General features: G+C 36.5%; 13 protein-coding genes, 1 tRNA gene, 1 other RNA gene and 1 riboswitch. Of the genes, 3 read left to right on the top strand and 12 right to left on the bottom strand.

What is annotated here, in order from left to right; all coding sequences use genetic code 11:
- Positions 1 to 6 precede the first annotated feature (6 nt).
- The gene (locus tag BN2667_RS01580; RefSeq protein WP_054251571.1) at positions 7 to 1398 is read left to right on the top strand and encodes an aminopeptidase; all 1392 of its coding nucleotides are present in this window, start codon (positions 7 to 9) and stop codon (positions 1396 to 1398) included.
- A 56-nt stretch (positions 1399 to 1454) separates the two neighbouring features.
- Here the strand turns inward: BN2667_RS01580 and BN2667_RS09235 are convergent, their stop codons facing one another.
- Both BN2667_RS09235 and BN2667_RS01570 read right to left on the bottom strand, forming a co-directional pair.
- A complete protein-coding gene (locus BN2667_RS09235) occupies positions 1455 to 2384 on the bottom strand; it encodes a folate family ECF transporter S component (protein ID WP_054251570.1) in 930 nt (309 codons plus the stop codon).
- Positions 2385 to 2426: 42 nt separating this feature from the next.
- Positions 2427 to 2519, bottom strand: a riboswitch (THF riboswitch).
- 71 nt (positions 2520 to 2590) lie between these two features.
- Entirely contained in the window at positions 2591 to 3883 is a 1293-nt protein-coding gene (locus BN2667_RS01570; RefSeq protein ID WP_054251569.1) for a M18 family aminopeptidase, read from the bottom strand.
- 246 nt (positions 3884 to 4129) lie between these two features.
- Between BN2667_RS01570 and BN2667_RS01565 the strand changes: the two genes are divergently transcribed.
- Entirely contained in the window at positions 4130 to 5335 is a 1206-nt protein-coding gene (locus BN2667_RS01565) for a dicarboxylate/amino acid:cation symporter (RefSeq protein ID WP_054251568.1), read from the top strand.
- A 112-nt stretch (positions 5336 to 5447) separates the two neighbouring features.
- Here BN2667_RS01565 and yihA read toward each other — a convergent pair whose 3' ends face one another.
- The 8 genes from yihA to ssrS form a co-directional block, all read right to left on the bottom strand.
- Positions 5448 to 6035: a ribosome biogenesis GTP-binding protein YihA/YsxC gene (gene yihA, locus BN2667_RS01560; protein ID WP_054251567.1), complete on the bottom strand. Its 588-nt coding sequence runs from the start codon at positions 6033 to 6035 to the stop codon at positions 5448 to 5450.
- On the bottom strand, positions 6022 to 8361 hold the full coding sequence (gene lon / locus BN2667_RS01555) for an endopeptidase La (protein WP_054251566.1): 2340 nt from the start codon (positions 8359 to 8361) through the stop codon (positions 6022 to 6024). Before lon ends, yihA begins: the two co-directional genes overlap by 14 nt.
- Positions 8362 to 8482: 121 nt before the next feature.
- Entirely contained in the window at positions 8483 to 9751 is a 1269-nt protein-coding gene (gene clpX, locus BN2667_RS01550; RefSeq protein ID WP_054251565.1) for an ATP-dependent Clp protease ATP-binding subunit ClpX, read from the bottom strand.
- Between the two features lie 8 nt (positions 9752 to 9759).
- Positions 9760 to 10341, bottom strand: coding sequence for an ATP-dependent Clp endopeptidase proteolytic subunit ClpP (gene clpP, locus BN2667_RS01545; RefSeq protein WP_054251564.1), 582 nt, complete (start codon positions 10339 to 10341; stop codon positions 9760 to 9762).
- A gap of 13 nt (positions 10342 to 10354) precedes the next feature.
- Entirely contained in the window at positions 10355 to 11878 is a 1524-nt protein-coding gene (gene tig / locus BN2667_RS01540; protein ID WP_054251563.1) for a trigger factor, read from the bottom strand.
- Positions 11879 to 12045: 167 nt separating this feature from the next.
- Complete coding sequence (locus tag BN2667_RS01535; protein ID WP_054251562.1) at positions 12046 to 12462, bottom strand: hypothetical protein; 417 nt, start codon at positions 12460 to 12462, stop codon at positions 12046 to 12048.
- A 118-nt stretch (positions 12463 to 12580) separates the two neighbouring features.
- Positions 12581 to 12655, bottom strand: a tRNA-Gly gene (locus BN2667_RS01530).
- Positions 12654 to 12834: non-coding RNA, 6S RNA (gene ssrS, locus BN2667_RS09115), on the bottom strand. Before ssrS ends, BN2667_RS01530 begins: the two co-directional genes overlap by 2 nt.
- Before the next feature lie 181 nt (positions 12835 to 13015).
- Between ssrS and BN2667_RS01525 the strand changes: the two genes are divergently transcribed.
- Positions 13016 to 14629 carry an alkaline phosphatase gene (locus tag BN2667_RS01525; protein WP_054251561.1) on the top strand — a complete coding sequence of 538 codons (1614 nt, stop codon included), beginning with the start codon at positions 13016 to 13018 and terminating at the stop codon, positions 14627 to 14629.
- Between the two features lie 51 nt (positions 14630 to 14680).
- Here BN2667_RS01525 and thiI read toward each other — a convergent pair whose 3' ends face one another.
- Together thiI and BN2667_RS01515 are read right to left on the bottom strand one after the other, a co-directional pair.
- Positions 14681 to 15847: a tRNA uracil 4-sulfurtransferase ThiI gene (gene thiI, locus BN2667_RS01520; protein ID WP_054251560.1), complete on the bottom strand. Its 1167-nt coding sequence runs from the start codon at positions 15845 to 15847 to the stop codon at positions 14681 to 14683.
- Entirely contained in the window at positions 15844 to 16995 is a 1152-nt protein-coding gene (locus tag BN2667_RS01515; protein WP_054251559.1) for a cysteine desulfurase family protein, read from the bottom strand. Before BN2667_RS01515 ends, thiI begins: the two co-directional genes overlap by 4 nt.
- Between the last annotated feature and the right edge of the window lie 33 nt (positions 16996 to 17028).

Below are 17028 nucleotides of genomic sequence, written 5' to 3'. Positions count from 1 at the left end.
GTTTTTATGAACTTAGAAGATTTACAATTAAAAAAGAAAAACATTTGGCAAGAAGTTTCTAAAGAAGAACACGATAAGATCTTTTCTTATTGCGAAGACTACAAAAACTTTTTAGACTATGGCAAAACTGAAAGACTGGCTACAAAATTCCTTTTGGCTGAGGCCAAGAAAAACGGTTTTGTTCCTTTAGATGAAGCTGTTAAAAATGGCCTAAAGGCTGGCGACAAAATTTATTTAAACAACAAGGACAAGTCCTTGGTTCTAATGGTTTTAGGAAAAGAGGATTTAGAAAAAGGTATGAACATAGTTGGAGCCCACATTGACTCTCCAAGGCTAGACCTAAAGGCCAACCCACTTTACGAAGATTCAAACCTTGCCCTACTTAAGACCCACTACTATGGCGGCATTAAAAAATACCAATGGACAACTATTCCCCTAGCCCTTCATGGAGTTATTGTAAACTCTGAAGATGAGATGATAGAAATTTCTATTGGCGACAAGGAAGACGACCCAGTATTTTACATTACTGACCTTCTAGCCCACTTGTCTGCTGACTTAAATAAAAAAACTATGGCTGAAGGAATTACTGGTGAATCCCTAAACCTACTAGCAGGTCACTCTTCTTTTGCCATTGAAGATAAAGAAAATCCAATTAAAAAAGCCATCTTAAAGAAGTTATACGATGACTACAAAATAGTTGAAGAAGACTTTCAAATTGCTGAACTAGAAGCTGTTCCTGCTGGCAAGGCTAGAGACGTAGGCTTTGATAGGTCTATGATTGCTGCCCACGGCCACGACGATAGAGTTTGTTCTTATGCAGCCTTTAAGGCAATTATGGAAATTGAAAATCCAGAAAAAACTGCTGCTGTTCTTTTAGTTGACAAGGAAGAAATCGGCTCAGTTGGAAACACTGGCATGCAAGCCAAGTTCTTTGAAAATATGGTTGCTGAAGTGTCTGCAGGCCTAGGCCACCACTCTAACCTTTTAGTTAGAAGGGCTCTAGCAAATTCTAAGTGCTTATCAGCTGACGTTTCTCCTGCAATGGATCCTGACTACAAGGACACAATGGACCCACTAAACTCTGCCTACCTAGGCCATGGTATTTGCATGTCAAAATATGTAGGTGCCAGAGGCAAAGGCGGATCAAATGATGCCAATGCAGAATTTTTGAGAGAAGTTAGAAAGACCTTTAGGGAAAATAAGGTAATTTACCAAACTGGCGAACTTGGAAAAATTGACCAAGGCGGCGGCGGAACAATTGCTGCCTATGTAGCCAAATACGGCGCAGAAGTTCTAGATATTGGAACTGCAATGCTATCAATGCACGCACCAATTGAACTAGTTTCAAAGGCTGACGCCTATATGACCTACAAGGCCTACAAGGCATTTATAAAATAAGAGAATTAAAAAAACACCTTTAATCCATTTTCGGACTAAAGGTGTTTATTTTTTATTTAAGCTTCGTTTGTATTTCTTATCTTCTTAAAGTTTAAATTTGCTCCAACCTTTTCTGCTATAGTTACAACTAAGAAAGCATAAATTGGAATAGAAACAATTTGTTTTACAAAGGCCTTTGATGCAAAGTAGATAAAAGTATTTCCTCCGTAAAGGATTACTCTAAATATTGGAACCATAATAACTGATGTTATTATTTGGCCAACAAAGACTCCTGCTAAAACTTTCATAAAAGAATATTTTGGATATTCTTCTTTTAAAAGTCTAGTAATTAAAACTGGAATTAACCCTGTTAGGGCAGAGGTTAAAACAAATAGTGGATTAAAGCCACCAGATGATGATGGTCTAATTATAAAACCAACAAGGTCAGAAACTGCTCCAACTATAAAGCCATTAACTGGTCCAAGGAAGTAGCCTGATAAAACAATTGGGAAACCTCCAAAGGATACAGAGCCAATTCTAGCTGTGTTAATAACAACTGAAAGAGCTACGAAAATTGCCAAATAAGTTATTCTATAAGTTGAAAACTTTTTATTTAGCTTTCTATCTTCTTCTATGGCCTTGCCGATTATTCCGCCAATAAGTCCTACTAGGGCTCCTGCTAAAATTAAAACTATAAAGTACTTAGAAATAAAGTCTTTATAGGCATTGTACTTGTCCATTAAGGCTGCCAGTTTTTCTGGGTCCTTGTGGGTTGGAATTTGTGGCCAAAAGTTTCTAATTAAAAGGCCTAGGCCAATAATAGCCGCCCCTAAAATTCCACCAAGGGTCTTATCTTCTGCATAAAATCCTACAAATAGCACTCCTACTAAGGCAAATATTAAACCTGTATAAATTTCAGGCTTGGTATTAAACCTAATTGTAAGGGCACTTAAAATACCTAAGATTACAATTGTAATCCAGGACTTTCTAGAAATATCTGTCTTCATTTTTTCCTCCTTCACTACTGCTTAGTAAGGAGGTCCTTATTAAGCAGTGAACGCGGTTACTTGATCGTAAAATAATTTTTCGTACTGAGACAACGTCCCATTCTCAGTCACTTGACGCCAAGTACCTACCCTGATTTATATATTTCTTACAAGTTCATAATACTAAATTTTCTCTAGTATTTCAAGGTCATAGAAAAATAATTCACTTATAGACTATAGAATTCTTTAAAGACCTTATAAAAGTCCATAAGGTCGCTAACAGCTCCTAACTCTCTAATTGAATGCATGGCAAACATTGGTCCACCAATATCTACTGCCTTTATAGAAAGATGAGTTTCTGAAATTGGTCCAATAGTTGATCCTCCAGCTCTATCTGACCTGTTGTGGAAGTCTTGGCAGTTAACATTCGCTTTGGCACAAAGGTTTTTAAAGATTCCTGCTGACAAGGCATCTGAAGTGTAGGACTTGTTGGCAGCGTATTTAATAACTGGACCTTTTCCTAAAATCGGTCTGTTAGTTGGGTCTGCAACTTCTTCAAAGTTTGGATGAAGGGCGTGGGCCATGTCTGATGAAATTAAAAAGGAGTTAGCCATAGCCCTGTAGTAGTCTTCCCTAGTTTTTCCAAGACCGATGGCAATTCTTTCTAAAAGGTCGCCTAGCATTGGTGAGTCTGCCCCTTGGATAGACCTTGATCCTACTTCTTCGTTGTCAGTTGCAAGTAGTATATTTACTCCCTTAGGAGATCCTTCAACAAAGGCCCTAAGTGATGAGTAGAGCATTGAAAGGTTATCTTGTCTGCCAACAGATATAAATTCTTCATTGGCGCCTACTAAAGCTCCGCCTTGTCTGTCATAGAGGTAAAGGTCGTAAGATAAAATATCTTCAGCCTTAACTTTAAGTTCGTCAGCTAAAAGTTCAGTTAAATAGTCGTTATCAACTTTTTCATTTGAGTCAAGGGCCATAATTGGAAGTAGGTGCTTTTGTTGGTTGTATTCAAAGCCCTTGTTGACTTCCCTGTTCATGTGGATGGCCAGGTTTGGAATAATTAATAGGTCCTTGTCAATGTTTACAAGTCTTAGTTCTGGTTCTAGGGCCTTGTCAGTTTTTAGTGACACTCTTCCTGCTAAAGATAGAACTCTGTCTAACCAAGTTGAAAAAATTGGTCCCCCATAAACTTCTGTGTTTAATTTTATTAGCCCTGCATTTTTCATTACAGGATTTGATTTTATTCTAAAGCCTGGTGAGTCTGTGTGAGATCCTACTAGGCTAAAGCCTTTTTCTTCAATGTTTTCTGAGCCAATATCAAAGGCTAAAATTCCTGAGTCGTTTATTACAAAATAACCCTTGTCGCCAGTTTTTAAATTTAATTTTTCCTTAAGACAATATTTTTTAAAGCCATGGTCCTTTAAAAAGTCTTCAGTGTTTTTTACTGAATAATATGAACATGGACTTTTGTCAATAAAGTCAATTAAGTCTTTTGCTAGTTGTTTATTTTCCATTTTTTCCTCCTAGTTCTTTTTTAAATTAGCTTTTTCTAAATAAAAGTATACCACAAGATTGGTCTTTTCTTAAATATTCCTGAGACTTTTTCTTTGAAGAAAAATACTTTGGATTTAAAGTAAAAAATAAGCTATAATATTATCAATATAAAATGAATTAATCTTTCTTCAAGCCTAGAATTTTTATTTCGTTTTATTAGCACTTTAAGATCATGTGGTCTTAAAAATATTTTAAGGAGATTTGCTATGAAGAAATCTAATTTTTTTGACAGTTTAGTAGTTAAACTTGTCATTGGTATTGTAGCTGGTATTCTTGTAGGTTCCCTTGCTAATGAAGGACTTATTGTTGTTATCCACACTATTAAGGCAATTTTCGGCGACCTAATTGGCTATATTGTACCTCTTATTATTTTAGGTTTTGTAACTCCAGCTATTGTTTCACTAAAAGAAAATGCTGGAAGAATCCTAAGTGTAACCCTACTTATTTGCTACCTATCATCTGTAGGTGCAGCCCTATTCTCTTGGCTAGCTGGAAGGGCTATTATTCCACATTTAAATATTGCTTCAACAACTGGAGTTGGCAACGAAATTCCTGAATCTTTATTTAAACTTTCTATTAGCCCAATTATGCCAGTAATGACAGCCCTAGTAACTTCAATTCTAATTGGTCTTGCAGTTCTATGGACTAAGTCTGAAACCTGGGAAAAGTTGCTTATGGAATTTAACAACATCGTTTTAGAAATTGTAAACAAGGTTATTATTAAAATTCTACCATTCTATATAGCTACAACTTTTGCAGAACTTTCTTATGAAGGTGTAGTCTTATATGAACTTCCAGTTTTCTTAAAGGTTATTGTAATTGTAATTATTGGCCACTACATTTGGTTGGCACTTTTATATAGTATTGGTGGAGCCATGTCAAAGACAAATCCAAGAGAAGTTTTAAAACACTATGGACCTGCCTATGTTACTGCCCTAGGAACTATGTCTTCTGCTGCAACTCTTCCAGTTTCACTAAGATGTGCATCTAAGGCAAAGACTTTAGACCCAACAGTTAGAGACTTTGTCATTCCTCTAGGTTCGAACACCCACCTTTGTGGATCTGTTTTAACTGAAGTTTTCTTTGTAATGACAGTTTCTCAAATTTTAACAGGATCTATTCCTCCAACTTCAAATATGTTAATCTTTATTTTCTTACTTGGAGTTTTTGCAATTGCTGCACCTGGAGTACCTGGTGGAACTGTAATGGCTTCCCTTGGACTTATAACTTCAATTATAGGCTTTGATGACACTGGTGTTGCCCTAATGCTATCAATTTTTGCCCTTCAAGACTCCTTTGGAACAGCTTGTAACATTACAGGCGACGGTGCTATTGCCCTTATGGTTACTGGATTATTTAAAAAAGTACCAGACAGAGATGGCAATCCTGTTTATGTACCAGAAGAAGAATAAATTAAATTTTTATAAAGCTAGGGACTTTGATCTCTAGCTTTTTTATTTTTCCTTTTTAATTTTTAGCAAAGAAAAAAGACTAGAGGATTTTTGTCTTCTAGTCTTTAATATTTTATTCTTCTATTAGCTGGTCTAATTTTTTTAAAACCAGGTCCTTGTTGTATTTAGTTTCTGATGAAAAAGGAATAATGAGAGACTTGTCTGTTATTCCAAACTTATCATAAATCATCTTTAAGTTTTTAGCCTGCTGAGATTTTTTCACCTTGTCGAACTTACTGGCTATAACTGTTCCTGAAAATCCATTTTGGATTATATAGTCATACATAATAAGGTCCAGCTCTGTTGGTCCATGGCGAAAGTCAATTACTAAAAACACATCTACTAGGTTTTTTCTCTCAGAAAGATATGAATTTATATAGCCTGCCCACTTTTCTCTTTCACTTTTTGAAACCTTGGCATAGCCATAGCCTGGCAGGTCTACTAGCCTAAACTTGTCGTCAATATTATAAAAATTTATGGTCCTAGTCTTTCCCGGCTGAGATGAAGTTCTAGCCAGATTTTTCCTATTTATTAGCGTATTAATAAAAGAAGACTTACCAACATTGGACCTGCCTGCAAGGGCAATTTCCTTTAAGTTTTCAGCTGGATACTGATCTTTCTTTACTGCAATTTTTTCTAAAGTCGGATTATTTATTTTCATCTTCACCATCTACTAAGGCGTATTTAAATACTTCTTTTACTTCCTTAACTGGAATTATTTCAAGAGGTCTTTTAATGATCTCTTCAATTTCATCTAGTTCTCTGGCATTTTCGTGTGGAATTAAAACTGTCTTTACTCCCATTCGATTTGCTGCTAGAAGTTTTTCTTTTAGACCACCAATTGGTAGGACTCTTCCCCTAAGGGTAATTTCTCCAGTCATGGCTATGTCATTTCTAACTGGTTTTTTTGTTAAGGCTGACAGTATTGCTGTTGCTATAGTTACACCTGCAGATGGGCCGTCTTTTGGAGTTGCTCCTTCTGGAACGTGTAAGTGGATGTCCTTTTTAGAGGCGAAGTCGTCTGCAATTTTATAGTCTTCAGCTACTGACCTAATGTAGGTTATTGCAGCTTGGGCAGACTCTTTCATTACGTCTCCAAGTTTTCCTGTCAGTTGAACCTTGCCGCTACCGTCTGTAACATTGGCTTCGACTTTTAGTGTAGTTCCACCAACGCTAGTCCAAGCAAGTCCATTTACAACTCCAACTTGGTTGGCTTCGTCTAAGACATCGTAAAGATAAATTTTTGGTCCTAAATACTTTTCTAGGTTACCAACATTAACTCTTATTGAGTCCTTTTCACCTCTAACAAAGAGCACTGCTGCCTTTCTAATAATTTTTTGAATAGTTCTTTCTAGGTTTCTAACTCCAGATTCCCTAGTATAAGAATTTATAATTGTCAAAAGAGCATTGTCAGAAATTTCTAACTGGTCTTCTCTTATAGAAGCTTCCTTTAATTGTTTTGGCAAAATATATCTCTTGGCAATTTGTAATTTTTCAAAAGGTGTATAGCCATCTAGTCTAATAACTTCCATTCTGTCTAAAAGCGGACCAGGAATAGTTGCTGTTGTGTTGGCTGTTGTTAAAAACAGTACCTTTGATAGGTCATAAGGCACGTCTAAATAGTGGTCGGTAAAGTGGTAGTTTTGTGCTGGATCTAGAACTTCTAAAAGGGCTGACGATGGGTCTCCCCTATAGTCTGATCCAACCTTGTCAATTTCATCGAGTAAGAAAACTGGATTTACTGATCCTGCTTTTTTCATTGAAGAAATTACCCTACCTGGAAGGGCGCCAACATAGGTCCTTCTGTGACCTCTAATTTCTGCCTCGTCTCTAACTCCACCTAAACTCATATTTACAAACTCACGGTCTAGGGCCCTGGCTACAGATTTTGCTATAGATGTTTTACCAACTCCTGGAGGTCCAACTAGACATAGGATTGGTCCCTTTGAAGAATCGTTTAGCTTTCTTAGAGCCAAAAATTCTACAATTCTCTCTTTAACATCTTTAAGGCCGTAGTGGTCTTCGTCTAAAATATCTTCTGCCTTGTCTAGGTCAATACTTTCTTCTAAAGTTTCTTGGCCCCAAGGAATAGAAACTATCCAGTCTAGATAGTTTAATAAAACTCCATAGTCTGCAGAGGAAGGATTAATTTTGTTGAGCTTGTTGGCTTCTTTAATTACCTTTTCCTTAGTCTCTTCAGGCATATCAAGTTTTTTAATTTTTTCTATATAAGAGTCAGCTTCGCTTTCTTCGTCGCCATCTCCAAGTTCAGCTTGGATGGCCTTTAGCTGTTCTCTTAAATAATATTCCTTTTGAACTTGGCCCATTTGGTTTTTAACTCTTTGGTTAATTTTATTTTCTATGCCTAAAAGTTCAATTTCCTTTTGCAAAATTGCGTGGAATTTTTCCAGTCTAGAAAACCTATTAGTAACTTCTAGTAGGCTTTGGGCATCTTCTAACCTTAATGGCAAATAAGATGCTACCATGTCTATTAAAAGGTCTGGAGTTTCCATTTCATTTAACATATCTATGGCAGTTGAGTTTATTTTTGAATTAGCTGCTATATAGGCCTCTAGGTCTTGTTTTACTAGTCTAAAAGCTGCCTCTTCATCTATTGTAAGTTCACTTTCATCTGCTTCAATTACTACAAAGCTAGCAGAAATCATGTCTTCACTTTCTTGGATAGATGTGGTCTTGGCCCTGTATTCGCCTTCAATTAAAACTCTCATTTGCCCGTGAGGTAGTTTTAAAATTTGTCTTATGTTGGCTACAGTTCCATACTTGTAAATGTCATCAGCTGTTGGCTCCATAATCTTGGCATCTTTTTGGCTGAGAAGTAGGATTTTTGAATTTTCAAGTTCTGCCTCTTCAATGGCCTTTATTGACTTGTCTCTACCTACATCAAAGTGTGTAACCATTTGGGGAAACACTACTAGATTCCTAAGCGGAATAACAGGAAGTGTTAATATTTCTTTGTTTTCGTCCATATTCTTCCCTCCATTTATTTGAATTTTAAAAATTCTTTTAAGAATAAAGCTATCATTAATAAATATAAGTCCACCAAAAACCAGTGGACTTACATTTTATATATACCTTTTAATAAAATTTTTAAACACTAGCTTCTTTTATTTGGCTTTTTTCACTAGTTTTTTCTATTATAGGTTGGGCTCCATTTTTTATGGCCTCTCCTGTAATAGTAATCTTTTTAATGCTTGGGTCTGATGGGACCTGGTACATTATATCTAACATGGCCTCTTCAACAATTCCTCTTAGACCTCTGGCTCCTGACTTTCTTTCAACTGCCTTCTTGGCAATTTCTATTAAAGCTTGGTCTTCAAAGTCAAGGTCAACGCCGTCCATTTTTAAGAGGGCCTTGTATTGTTTTACTAGGGCGTTTTTTGGCTTAGTTAAAATTTCTGCCAAGGCCTTTTCATCTAGCTCTTCTAGGGTTACAAAAATTGGTAACCTGCCAATAAATTCTGGAATAAGTCCGTACTTTTGCAAGTCTTGTGGCTCAACCTTTTTTAAGATTTCCCCAATAGACTCTTCCATATTCGCAGCCATGTCTTTGCCAAAACCGATGTTCTTCTTGTTGGTTCTGTCTTCTACAATTTTTTCTAGGCCAACAAAGGCTCCGCCCATTATAAAGAGAATATTTTTTGTATCAATTTGGATAAATTCTTGTTGGGGGTGCTTCCTACCACCTTGAGGTGGAACTGAGGCAACAGTGCCTTCGATCATTTTTAAAAGAGCCTGTTGAACGCCTTCGCCAGAAACATCCCTGGTTATAGATACATTTTCACTTTTTTTTGAAATCTTGTCGATTTCGTCTACATAAATTATTCCCTTTTCTGCTCTTTCAATGTCATAGTCAGCAGCTTGCAGAAGTTTTAGTAGTATATTTTCTACATCTTCTCCAACATAGCCAGCTTCAGTTAAGGTAGTGGCATCTGCTATGGCAATTGGCACATCTAAAATCTTTGCCAGTGTTTGAGCAAGGAGGGTCTTTCCTGATCCTGTTGGTCCAGCCATTAAGATGTTAGACTTTTCAAGTTCTACATCGTCAGTCCTAGTAGAATAAATTCTCTTGTAGTGGTTATAAACTGCCACTGATAAAATCTTCTTGGCCTGGTCTTGGTGGACTACATACTCATCTAAAGTTCTTTTAATTTCAGCAGGTTTTGGCAGATAATAATTTTCTACCTGCTTTTCTTCCTGCTGCATAATATCCATAGAAATTATTTCTTCAGAAAGTTCTATACATTCATTACATATATAAACATTGGGACCTGCTATTATTCTCTCTACTTCGTTTTGGCTTTTGCCACAAAAAGAGCACCTTAATAGGTCATGGTCGTGGTTATTTTCTTTAGTCATAGTACTCCTTATTTTGATTCAATTACCTTGTCTATAAGGCCGTAGTCAACAGCCTCTTTAGCAGACATATAATAATCTCTATCTGTATCTAAGGAAATTCTCTCTAGGTCTTGACCAGTTCTCTCAGCTAGGATTTTATTTAAAAGCTCTCTAGTTTGAAGAATTTTTTCAGCTTGAATTTTTATATCTGAAGCCTGGCCTTGGGTTCCGCCTAGGGGTTGGTGAATCATAATATCAGCATTAGGTAGGGCATATCTCTTGCCCCTTTCTCCTGCTGCAAGTAAAAATGCTCCCATAGACGCTGCCCTTCCTACACAAATTGTAGATACAGGTGATTTTATATACTGCATAGTATCATAAATAGCAAGGCCTGCAGAAACTGATCCGCCAGGACTATTAATATAAATAGAAATATCCTTGTCTGGCCCTTCAGATTCTAAAAACAAAAGTTGGGCAACAACTAGGTCTGCTACTTGGTCTGTAATTTCTCCACTTAAAAAGATAATCCTGTCCTTTAAAAGTCTGGAATAAATATCATAGGACCTTTCGCCTCTACTAGTTTGCTCTACTACCATTGGTATTAGACTCATAAAATATTCCTTCCTACTTGTCTTTTCTTGCTTCTCTAATTATTCTAGAAATTGTTGAAGGAGATAGGTCTTCCTTTTCAGCTAGTTGTTCTTGAGTATAGTCGCCTGTTTCATAAAGCTCTACTATTCTCTTATTTCTTTCTTCTATAGTTTCCTTGCCTGATTTTTCAGCAGACTTTTCTATTTTTTTAGCTGCTTCTTTTTTAGGCTTTTCTTCAGCCTTGTTTTCTTCTACTTCTTTTGGCTCAACAAAAACTACATTTTCAACTAACATGTCTAAGGCCTTGTTAAATACTAGGTCGTCTTTTACAAAGTCAGCATTTGAAGAATAAAGGTCTATGAATTTCTTTTGCTCTTCTTCATTTGTTGGGAAATAAAGTTTGCCAAGTCTTTCAATTTCTGCCTTAAGTTCATCATCACTTGCATCAAGTTTTTCTTTTTCAATGATCTTTTCCATTATTAATTGGATTTTTGAATTAATAAGGGCGTTTTCTCTAAAATCATTTCTAATGTCGTATTTATTTGTTCCTGACATTTCAGCATATTGGTCAAAGTCAATGCCGTATTGTCTTAGGTTGGCTGAGAAGTTTTCTATTTCTCTGTCAATGGCATTTTCTACAATAGCCTCTGGAACTTCAAAGTCAGCAAGGTCAGCTACCCTTCTTAAAACTGCATTTCTAATTTCATTGTTGGTTCTTTCTTCAAATTCTTTTTCTAAGTTCTTTCTTAGGTCAGCCTTGTATTCTTCTACTGTGTCAAATTCGGAAATGTCTTTAATAAAGTCGTCGTCAATTTCTGGATATTCAATTTCTTGAACTTCCTTTACTGTAACTTTAAAAGTTGCATCCTTGCCAGAAAGTTCTTCAGAGCCATATTCTTCTGGGAAGGTAACATTTACGTCAACTTCATCTCCAGCTTTGGCTCCTACTAATTGGTCTTCAAACCCTGGAATAAACTGACCTGAACCAAGTTCAAGTTGGAAGTCTTCTCCCTTTCCACCGTCAAAGGCCACATCGCCAATAAAGCCTTCAAAGTCTATAACAGTTACATCGCCAAGTTTAGCTGCTCTTTCAACTGGAATAGCTCTTTTAGACTTTTCTTTTTCTTCTTGCATCTTGTTATAAATAAGTTCGTCTGTAACTTCGTATTTGATTTCTGGAATTTCAATTTTTGAATAGTCCTTCACTTCAAATTCTGGTAGAACTTCAACTTCAACATTTAAAACTACGTCTTCGCCTTTTGTGTAAGGGGCGCTAAGAGAAATTTGTGGTTGGCCAGCAAGTTTTAGGCCCATTTCTTCTGTAGTTTCTTCGTAAATTTTTGGAATACATTCATTTACTCCATCTTCAAAAAATAGGTCTGCTCCATAAGTTCTTTCTAGAAGTTGTCTTGGAGCCTTTCCCTTTCTAAAGCCAGGAAGTTGAAAGCTTTTTCTGCTTTTTAAATAAACTTCTTGCATGCTTTTTTCTATTTGGTCACTAGGAATTACCATTTGAAAACTAACAGTATTTCCTTCTCTTTTAAATTCTTTTGTCACCTTAATTCCTCCCATGTAAAATATCTTTATTATTATACCATAAAAGCTCTTAATGGTTAAGATTTACTAACTTATAGCTGAAAAAATATCTTTTATCCCAACATTTTAGCCTTCTATGGTTAAAATTCTTATTTTTATAAGGGTTTTCTCGCCCCTATTAAAGTCTACTAAACTCTTTTTATAAATTCGTGGCCACACCTTGGACACTTTATTTTAATTTTTCCCGCCTTCTTTGGCACTCGCATTACTTTCTTGCAAACTGGACATTTTATATACTTGTGGGTCTTTCTGTCCTTCCACCTAAGAGCTAGCAGGTCTGCTTCTGCCCTTATAGGTTTTGTTGCCTTTAAGTACTTGATGTTTTCTTGATATCTATCATTTATTTTCTTAGACGTTATTCTAAAAATTGCATAGACACTTAAAATGGCTGCTAGGGTTCTTAAAACTGTAAAGGCCCTAGCAGATCTTACAAAAATGCCAACAAAACTTAGGACAAAGACCAAGTATATAAGGAAGACATTTAAATGATCCATGCCATATCTTCCTGCAGAAATTTTTTCAAAAAACTTTTTTAACTTCTCCATTTATATCTCTCTTTCCATAAGTAGGTCATACCCCTTATAATTTAAAGTTAAACAAAGTCTAAAAAATATAGGCAGATTTCTCTGCCTATACTGTCGCCTTCAAGCGAAAAAATTCAAATGGAGCGGAAAACGAGATTCGAACTCGCGACCCTCGCCTTGGCAAGGCGATGCTCTACCACTGAGCCATTTCCGCATAATCCGCGGGTGTCGTAGTCATTAGTTAATTCAGACCCGCCTTAAAATAAGGTGGGTATCCTGTTGATTGAATCTGACTTCCCCTCAAAGGAGGCTTGTCATATCGCTCAAACACAAATTCCCGTGTCTGATATGTCGGTTGAATTAAGCATAGACTTACGTGCACCGCAGAAACTCTACTAGTATTATACATGGTTATTCTAGCATTTTCAAGTTTTTAAAAAACTTTTCTCGTTATTTACACAATTTATTTCTTTGGTTCTTTTCTAACAATTCTTATTAGTTCTTTTACATTTACTTAGTAAGCTTCTAATAGTTTTTTCCTAAACTTAAGTAAAGAAAATTTTTAGGAGGAATTATGAAAAATTTAAAGAAAATTCTATGTCTATCTTTGGCACTTATACTTTTATTGCCAAGTCTTGGACTAGCAGCAAGTAGTGATTATGGTAAGGCAAAAAATGTTATCCTTTTAATTCCAGATGGAATGAGTGTAGAAGCTTCAACCTCAGCTAGGTGGATGACTGATACTTTCTCTTTTAGCTTTGACGATATGGCTACTGGTCTTGTTCGCACTAATAACTCAAACACACCTATCGCCGACTCAGCTCCAGCTGGAACAGCAATGGCAACTGGCTACAAAACAGAATCACCTTTTATAGGAACCTACCCAACAAAGTCTTCAATGCCAGGAGCAGAAAATTTTGACCCAGCAAAAGCTATGATGCCTCTAGCAAATGTCCTAGAAGGAGCAAAGAAAATGGGAAAAGCTACAGGAATTATTGCTACATCTCAAATCCAACACGCAACACCTGCAGACTTTTCAGCCCACAACCCAAATAGAAACAACTATGAAGACCTAGGCGAACAACAAGTTTACCAAGGTATGGACGTGGTCCTAGGTGGAGGATATCAATATCTTTCAGCTGATTCAAGAAAAGATGGCGAAGATTTAATTTCTGAAATAAAAAGTCTTGGTTACGATTATGTAGAAGATACAGCTTCAATGAAAAACTCATCTTCCGATAAACTTTGGGGCATGTTTGCTAAAAAAGCCATGGCCTATGATATTGATAGAGACCCAGCAAAAGAACCATCTCTAGCAGAAATGACAACTAAGGCCCTAGAAGTACTAGAAAAAAACAAAAACGGTTTCTTCTTAATGGTAGAAGGATCTCAAGTTGACTGGGCAGCCCATGCCAACGACCCAGTAGGAATTAGAAGTGAAGTTCTTGCCTTTGACAAGGCTGTAAAAGTTGCAAAAGACTTTGCAGACAAAAACCCTGACACTTTAGTTTTAGTAGCAACTGACCATGGAACTGGTGGAATGACCTTTGCCAACAACAACATTGCCAAGGGCTATGACAAGGCTCCGCTAGAATCTTTTACCCACATTATTAAAGACGCCAAATACACTGGCTCAAAGTTTGCAGCTGACCTAAAAGAAGACTTTTCAAATGCAAAGGACCTAGCCAAAGACTACTACAACATCGACCTAACAGATGAAGAGCTAGCTTCAATTAAAGAAGCAAAAGATGTACAAATGGCAATTGGCCACGTTATTTCTAACAGGTCTAACATTGGCTGGACAACAGGCGGCCATGTAGGCGGAGATGTTGCCTTATACTGCTACACATCTGGTTCAAATATTAAAAAACTTTCTGGAACAGTTCACAACAATGAAATTGGAAAATATTTAGCAGCTGTTTTAGACCTAGACTTAGACAAGCTAACAACTGACCTTTATGTCCCAGCCAGACAAGGCTTTGAAAAAGAAGGAGCAAGTGTAAAATTTGTCTACGACAAATCAACCAATCATAAACTTGAAGTTACAAAAGATGGAAAGACAATTACCTTCCCAGTTTCAAAATCTTATGCCCTAGTTAATGGCGAAAAGGTCGATCTTGGTGGACTTGTAATCTACAACACTAAAACAATTTATGTCCCACAAAGAGCTATCGAACTTGTAAAATAAATTTAAGCAAGAAAAAATCCACCTAGTAATGCACTTACTAAGTGGATTTTTTTAATCAATTTTTATAACTTTAGCTGATTCAACTGCACGATTTACTAAGTTATCTATATCCAATCTTTCCTCTTCTTTTAAAATTTGTTCTAACCTTGGATTTAGATTTGGGTGTTTTGGTGCAAAAATTGTACAGCAGTCATCAAAAGGCAGGTTGGAAGTTTCTAAGGCTCCAATGGATTCTGAAATATCTATAATTTGTTGCTTGTCAAAACTTATTAGAGGCCTGAAAATTAACATGTCAGTTGCCTTGTCTATTACTTTTAGGGACTTTATTGTCTGTGAAGCAACTTGGCCTAAGTTGTCACCAGTTATTAATGCATCGTACTTGTTGAGCCTAGAAATTTTTTCAGCCACTCGCATCATCATCCTCCTTGAGAGAATGGTCATATTGTTTTCGTAACAGTTTTCAGCTATGGCCCTGTTGATCTCCAAAATATTTACAGAGTAGACAGTCATTGGCCCGGTGTAGCGAGATACAATTTCTGCCAGGTCTAAGACCTTTTTCTCTGCCCTTTCTGAAGTGTAAGGATAGGTGTGGAAGTGAACGGCGTTTATTCTAATTCCCCTTCTGGCCATCATAAAGGCAGCAACAGGCGAATCAATTCCCCCAGAAAGTAAAACTAAGCCTCTTCCATTAGTTCCCATTGGCATGCCGCCTAGGCCCTTTTCTCTTCCAATATAGACATAAATATACTCTCTTATGTCTATATAAATTGGAAACTCTGGTTCGTGAACGTCAACTTTAGCTCCATCATAGTTTTTTAAAACAAAGCCACCAAAGTGCCTATTGATTTCTGGACTTGTCAGTGGGAAGTTTTTATCAGCCCTTGATGCTATGATTTTAAAAGTAAAGTCGTCTTTTATATTTGCATGAGAAATGGCTGCCATAATTGCATCTTCTGCTAGTTTTAAGTCCTTGTCAACCCTAAAGCATCTGGAAATATAAACTATGCCAAAGACATTTTTTACTCTGGCAATAGCCCTATCTATGTCCTCGTCGTTTTTCAATTCTACAAAAATTTTTCCAATTTCCTTGTAGACTTTTTCAACTTCAATATCAACTAAGGCCCTGCGAATTTTATCTATTAAGGCGTTTTCAAAGTTTTTTCTATTTTTGCCCTTTAGGACAATTTCTCCAACACTAATTGAAATTACTTGTCTCATCTTTTCCTCTTTGTGGTTATCTTTCTAATATCTTCTACTGCAAACTTTAATTTTTCTAAAAATAAATCTATGTCTTCCTTGGTGTTTTCATAGGAAAAACAAATCCTAATTGATCCATCGGCTATCCTTGGATCTAGGCCAATTTTTTCTAAATTTGTCTGAGACTTTCTATTTGAGTGGCAGGCAGACCCTGTCGAAATATAAATCTGGTCTTGTTCTAAGTAGTGCAAAATAACCTCTCCCCTAGTGTCCAGAAAAGATAAATTCAAAATACAGCCTGGAGCATCTTTGGGAGAATTAATTACTACGTCATCAATTGTCTTAACAAAGTCTAAAACTTGCTTTTTTAAAGCTTCCTTGTGCCTGGTTTCTGCATCAAAATTCTTTGCTAATATTTCAACAGCCTTGGCAAAGGCAAAGATCCCATTGGTGTTTTCAGTTCCAGACCTAAAGCCGCCTTCTTGGCCGCCGCCTAAAATAAAGGGCTCTAAGTTAGTCCCTTCTTTTACGAACAAAGCACCTGTTCCCTTTGGTCCGTGGACCTTGTGGCCAGAAATAGAATAGCCGTCAACACCTAGGTCCCTAAGGTCAACTTTAATTTTTCCAAAGGCTTGGACGCCGTCAGAGTGGAAAAGAGTATTTTTATTTTTTGATTTTACAATTTCTACAGCCTTTTTTATGTCGTTGACAGTTCCAAGTTCATTGTTAACGTGAATTAAAGAAACTAAAATCACCGATTCGTCCATAAGGTCTGAAAGCTCATCAAGATCAGCTCGGCCATAGGAATCACAAGACAAATAGTGGACCTCATAGCCAAGACTTTCGTATTTTTTATAGACCTCTAGAACAGCATCATGTTCCAGTTTACTTGTAATAATTTTTTTGCCAAACTTTTTATTTTTTTCAATTGCTGAGCTTATAAAAGTGTTGTCAGACTCAGTTCCCCCTGATGTGAAGAAAATTTCCTTAGGCCTAACTCCTAAAAAGTCTCCTATAGTTTTTCTCGCTTCTTCCATAGATTCTTCAGCTTTCATGCCAAAGCTGTGGAGGGCAGACGGATTTGCAAAGTCTGCATCCAAGGACTCAATAAGAAAATCCCTGACCTCTGGTCTAACTTTTGTTGTTGCACAATTATCTAAATAAATCATAAGCCACCTCGACTTTAAATTATACTATAAAAG

Source organism: Neofamilia massiliensis, assembly GCF_001299475.1.
Classification (GTDB): Bacteria; Bacillota; Clostridia; order Tissierellales; family Peptoniphilaceae; genus Neofamilia; species Neofamilia massiliensis.
Note: the sequence above shows the minus strand (reverse complement) of the source record. Positions and strands in the feature narration are given on the sequence as shown.

Coding starts and splice junctions, on each gene's coding strand:
- lon (WP_054251566.1), bottom strand. CDS start 8,361: ATGGACGAAAACAAAGAAATATTAACACTTCCTGTTATTCCGCTTAGG.
- clpP (WP_054251564.1), bottom strand. CDS start 10,341: ATGAGTCTAATACCAATGGTAGTAGAGCAAACTAGTAGAGGCGAAAGG.
- BN2667_RS01565 (WP_054251568.1), top strand. CDS start 4,130: ATGAAGAAATCTAATTTTTTTGACAGTTTAGTAGTTAAACTTGTCATT.
- BN2667_RS01515 (WP_054251559.1), bottom strand. CDS start 16,995: ATGATTTATTTAGATAATTGTGCAACAACAAAAGTTAGACCAGAGGTC.
- yihA (WP_054251567.1), bottom strand. CDS start 6,035: ATGAAAATAAATAATCCGACTTTAGAAAAAATTGCAGTAAAGAAAGAT.
- BN2667_RS09235 (WP_054251570.1), bottom strand. CDS start 2,384: ATGAAGACAGATATTTCTAGAAAGTCCTGGATTACAATTGTAATCTTA.
- clpX (WP_054251565.1), bottom strand. CDS start 9,751: ATGACTAAAGAAAATAACCACGACCATGACCTATTAAGGTGCTCTTTT.
- thiI (WP_054251560.1), bottom strand. CDS start 15,847: ATGAGACAAGTAATTTCAATTAGTGTTGGAGAAATTGTCCTAAAGGGC.
- BN2667_RS01580 (WP_054251571.1), top strand. CDS start 7: ATGAACTTAGAAGATTTACAATTAAAAAAGAAAAACATTTGGCAAGAA.
- BN2667_RS01525 (WP_054251561.1), top strand. CDS start 13,016: ATGAAAAATTTAAAGAAAATTCTATGTCTATCTTTGGCACTTATACTT.
- BN2667_RS01535 (WP_054251562.1), bottom strand. CDS start 12,462: ATGGAGAAGTTAAAAAAGTTTTTTGAAAAAATTTCTGCAGGAAGATAT.
- BN2667_RS01570 (WP_054251569.1), bottom strand. CDS start 3,883: ATGGAAAATAAACAACTAGCAAAAGACTTAATTGACTTTATTGACAAA.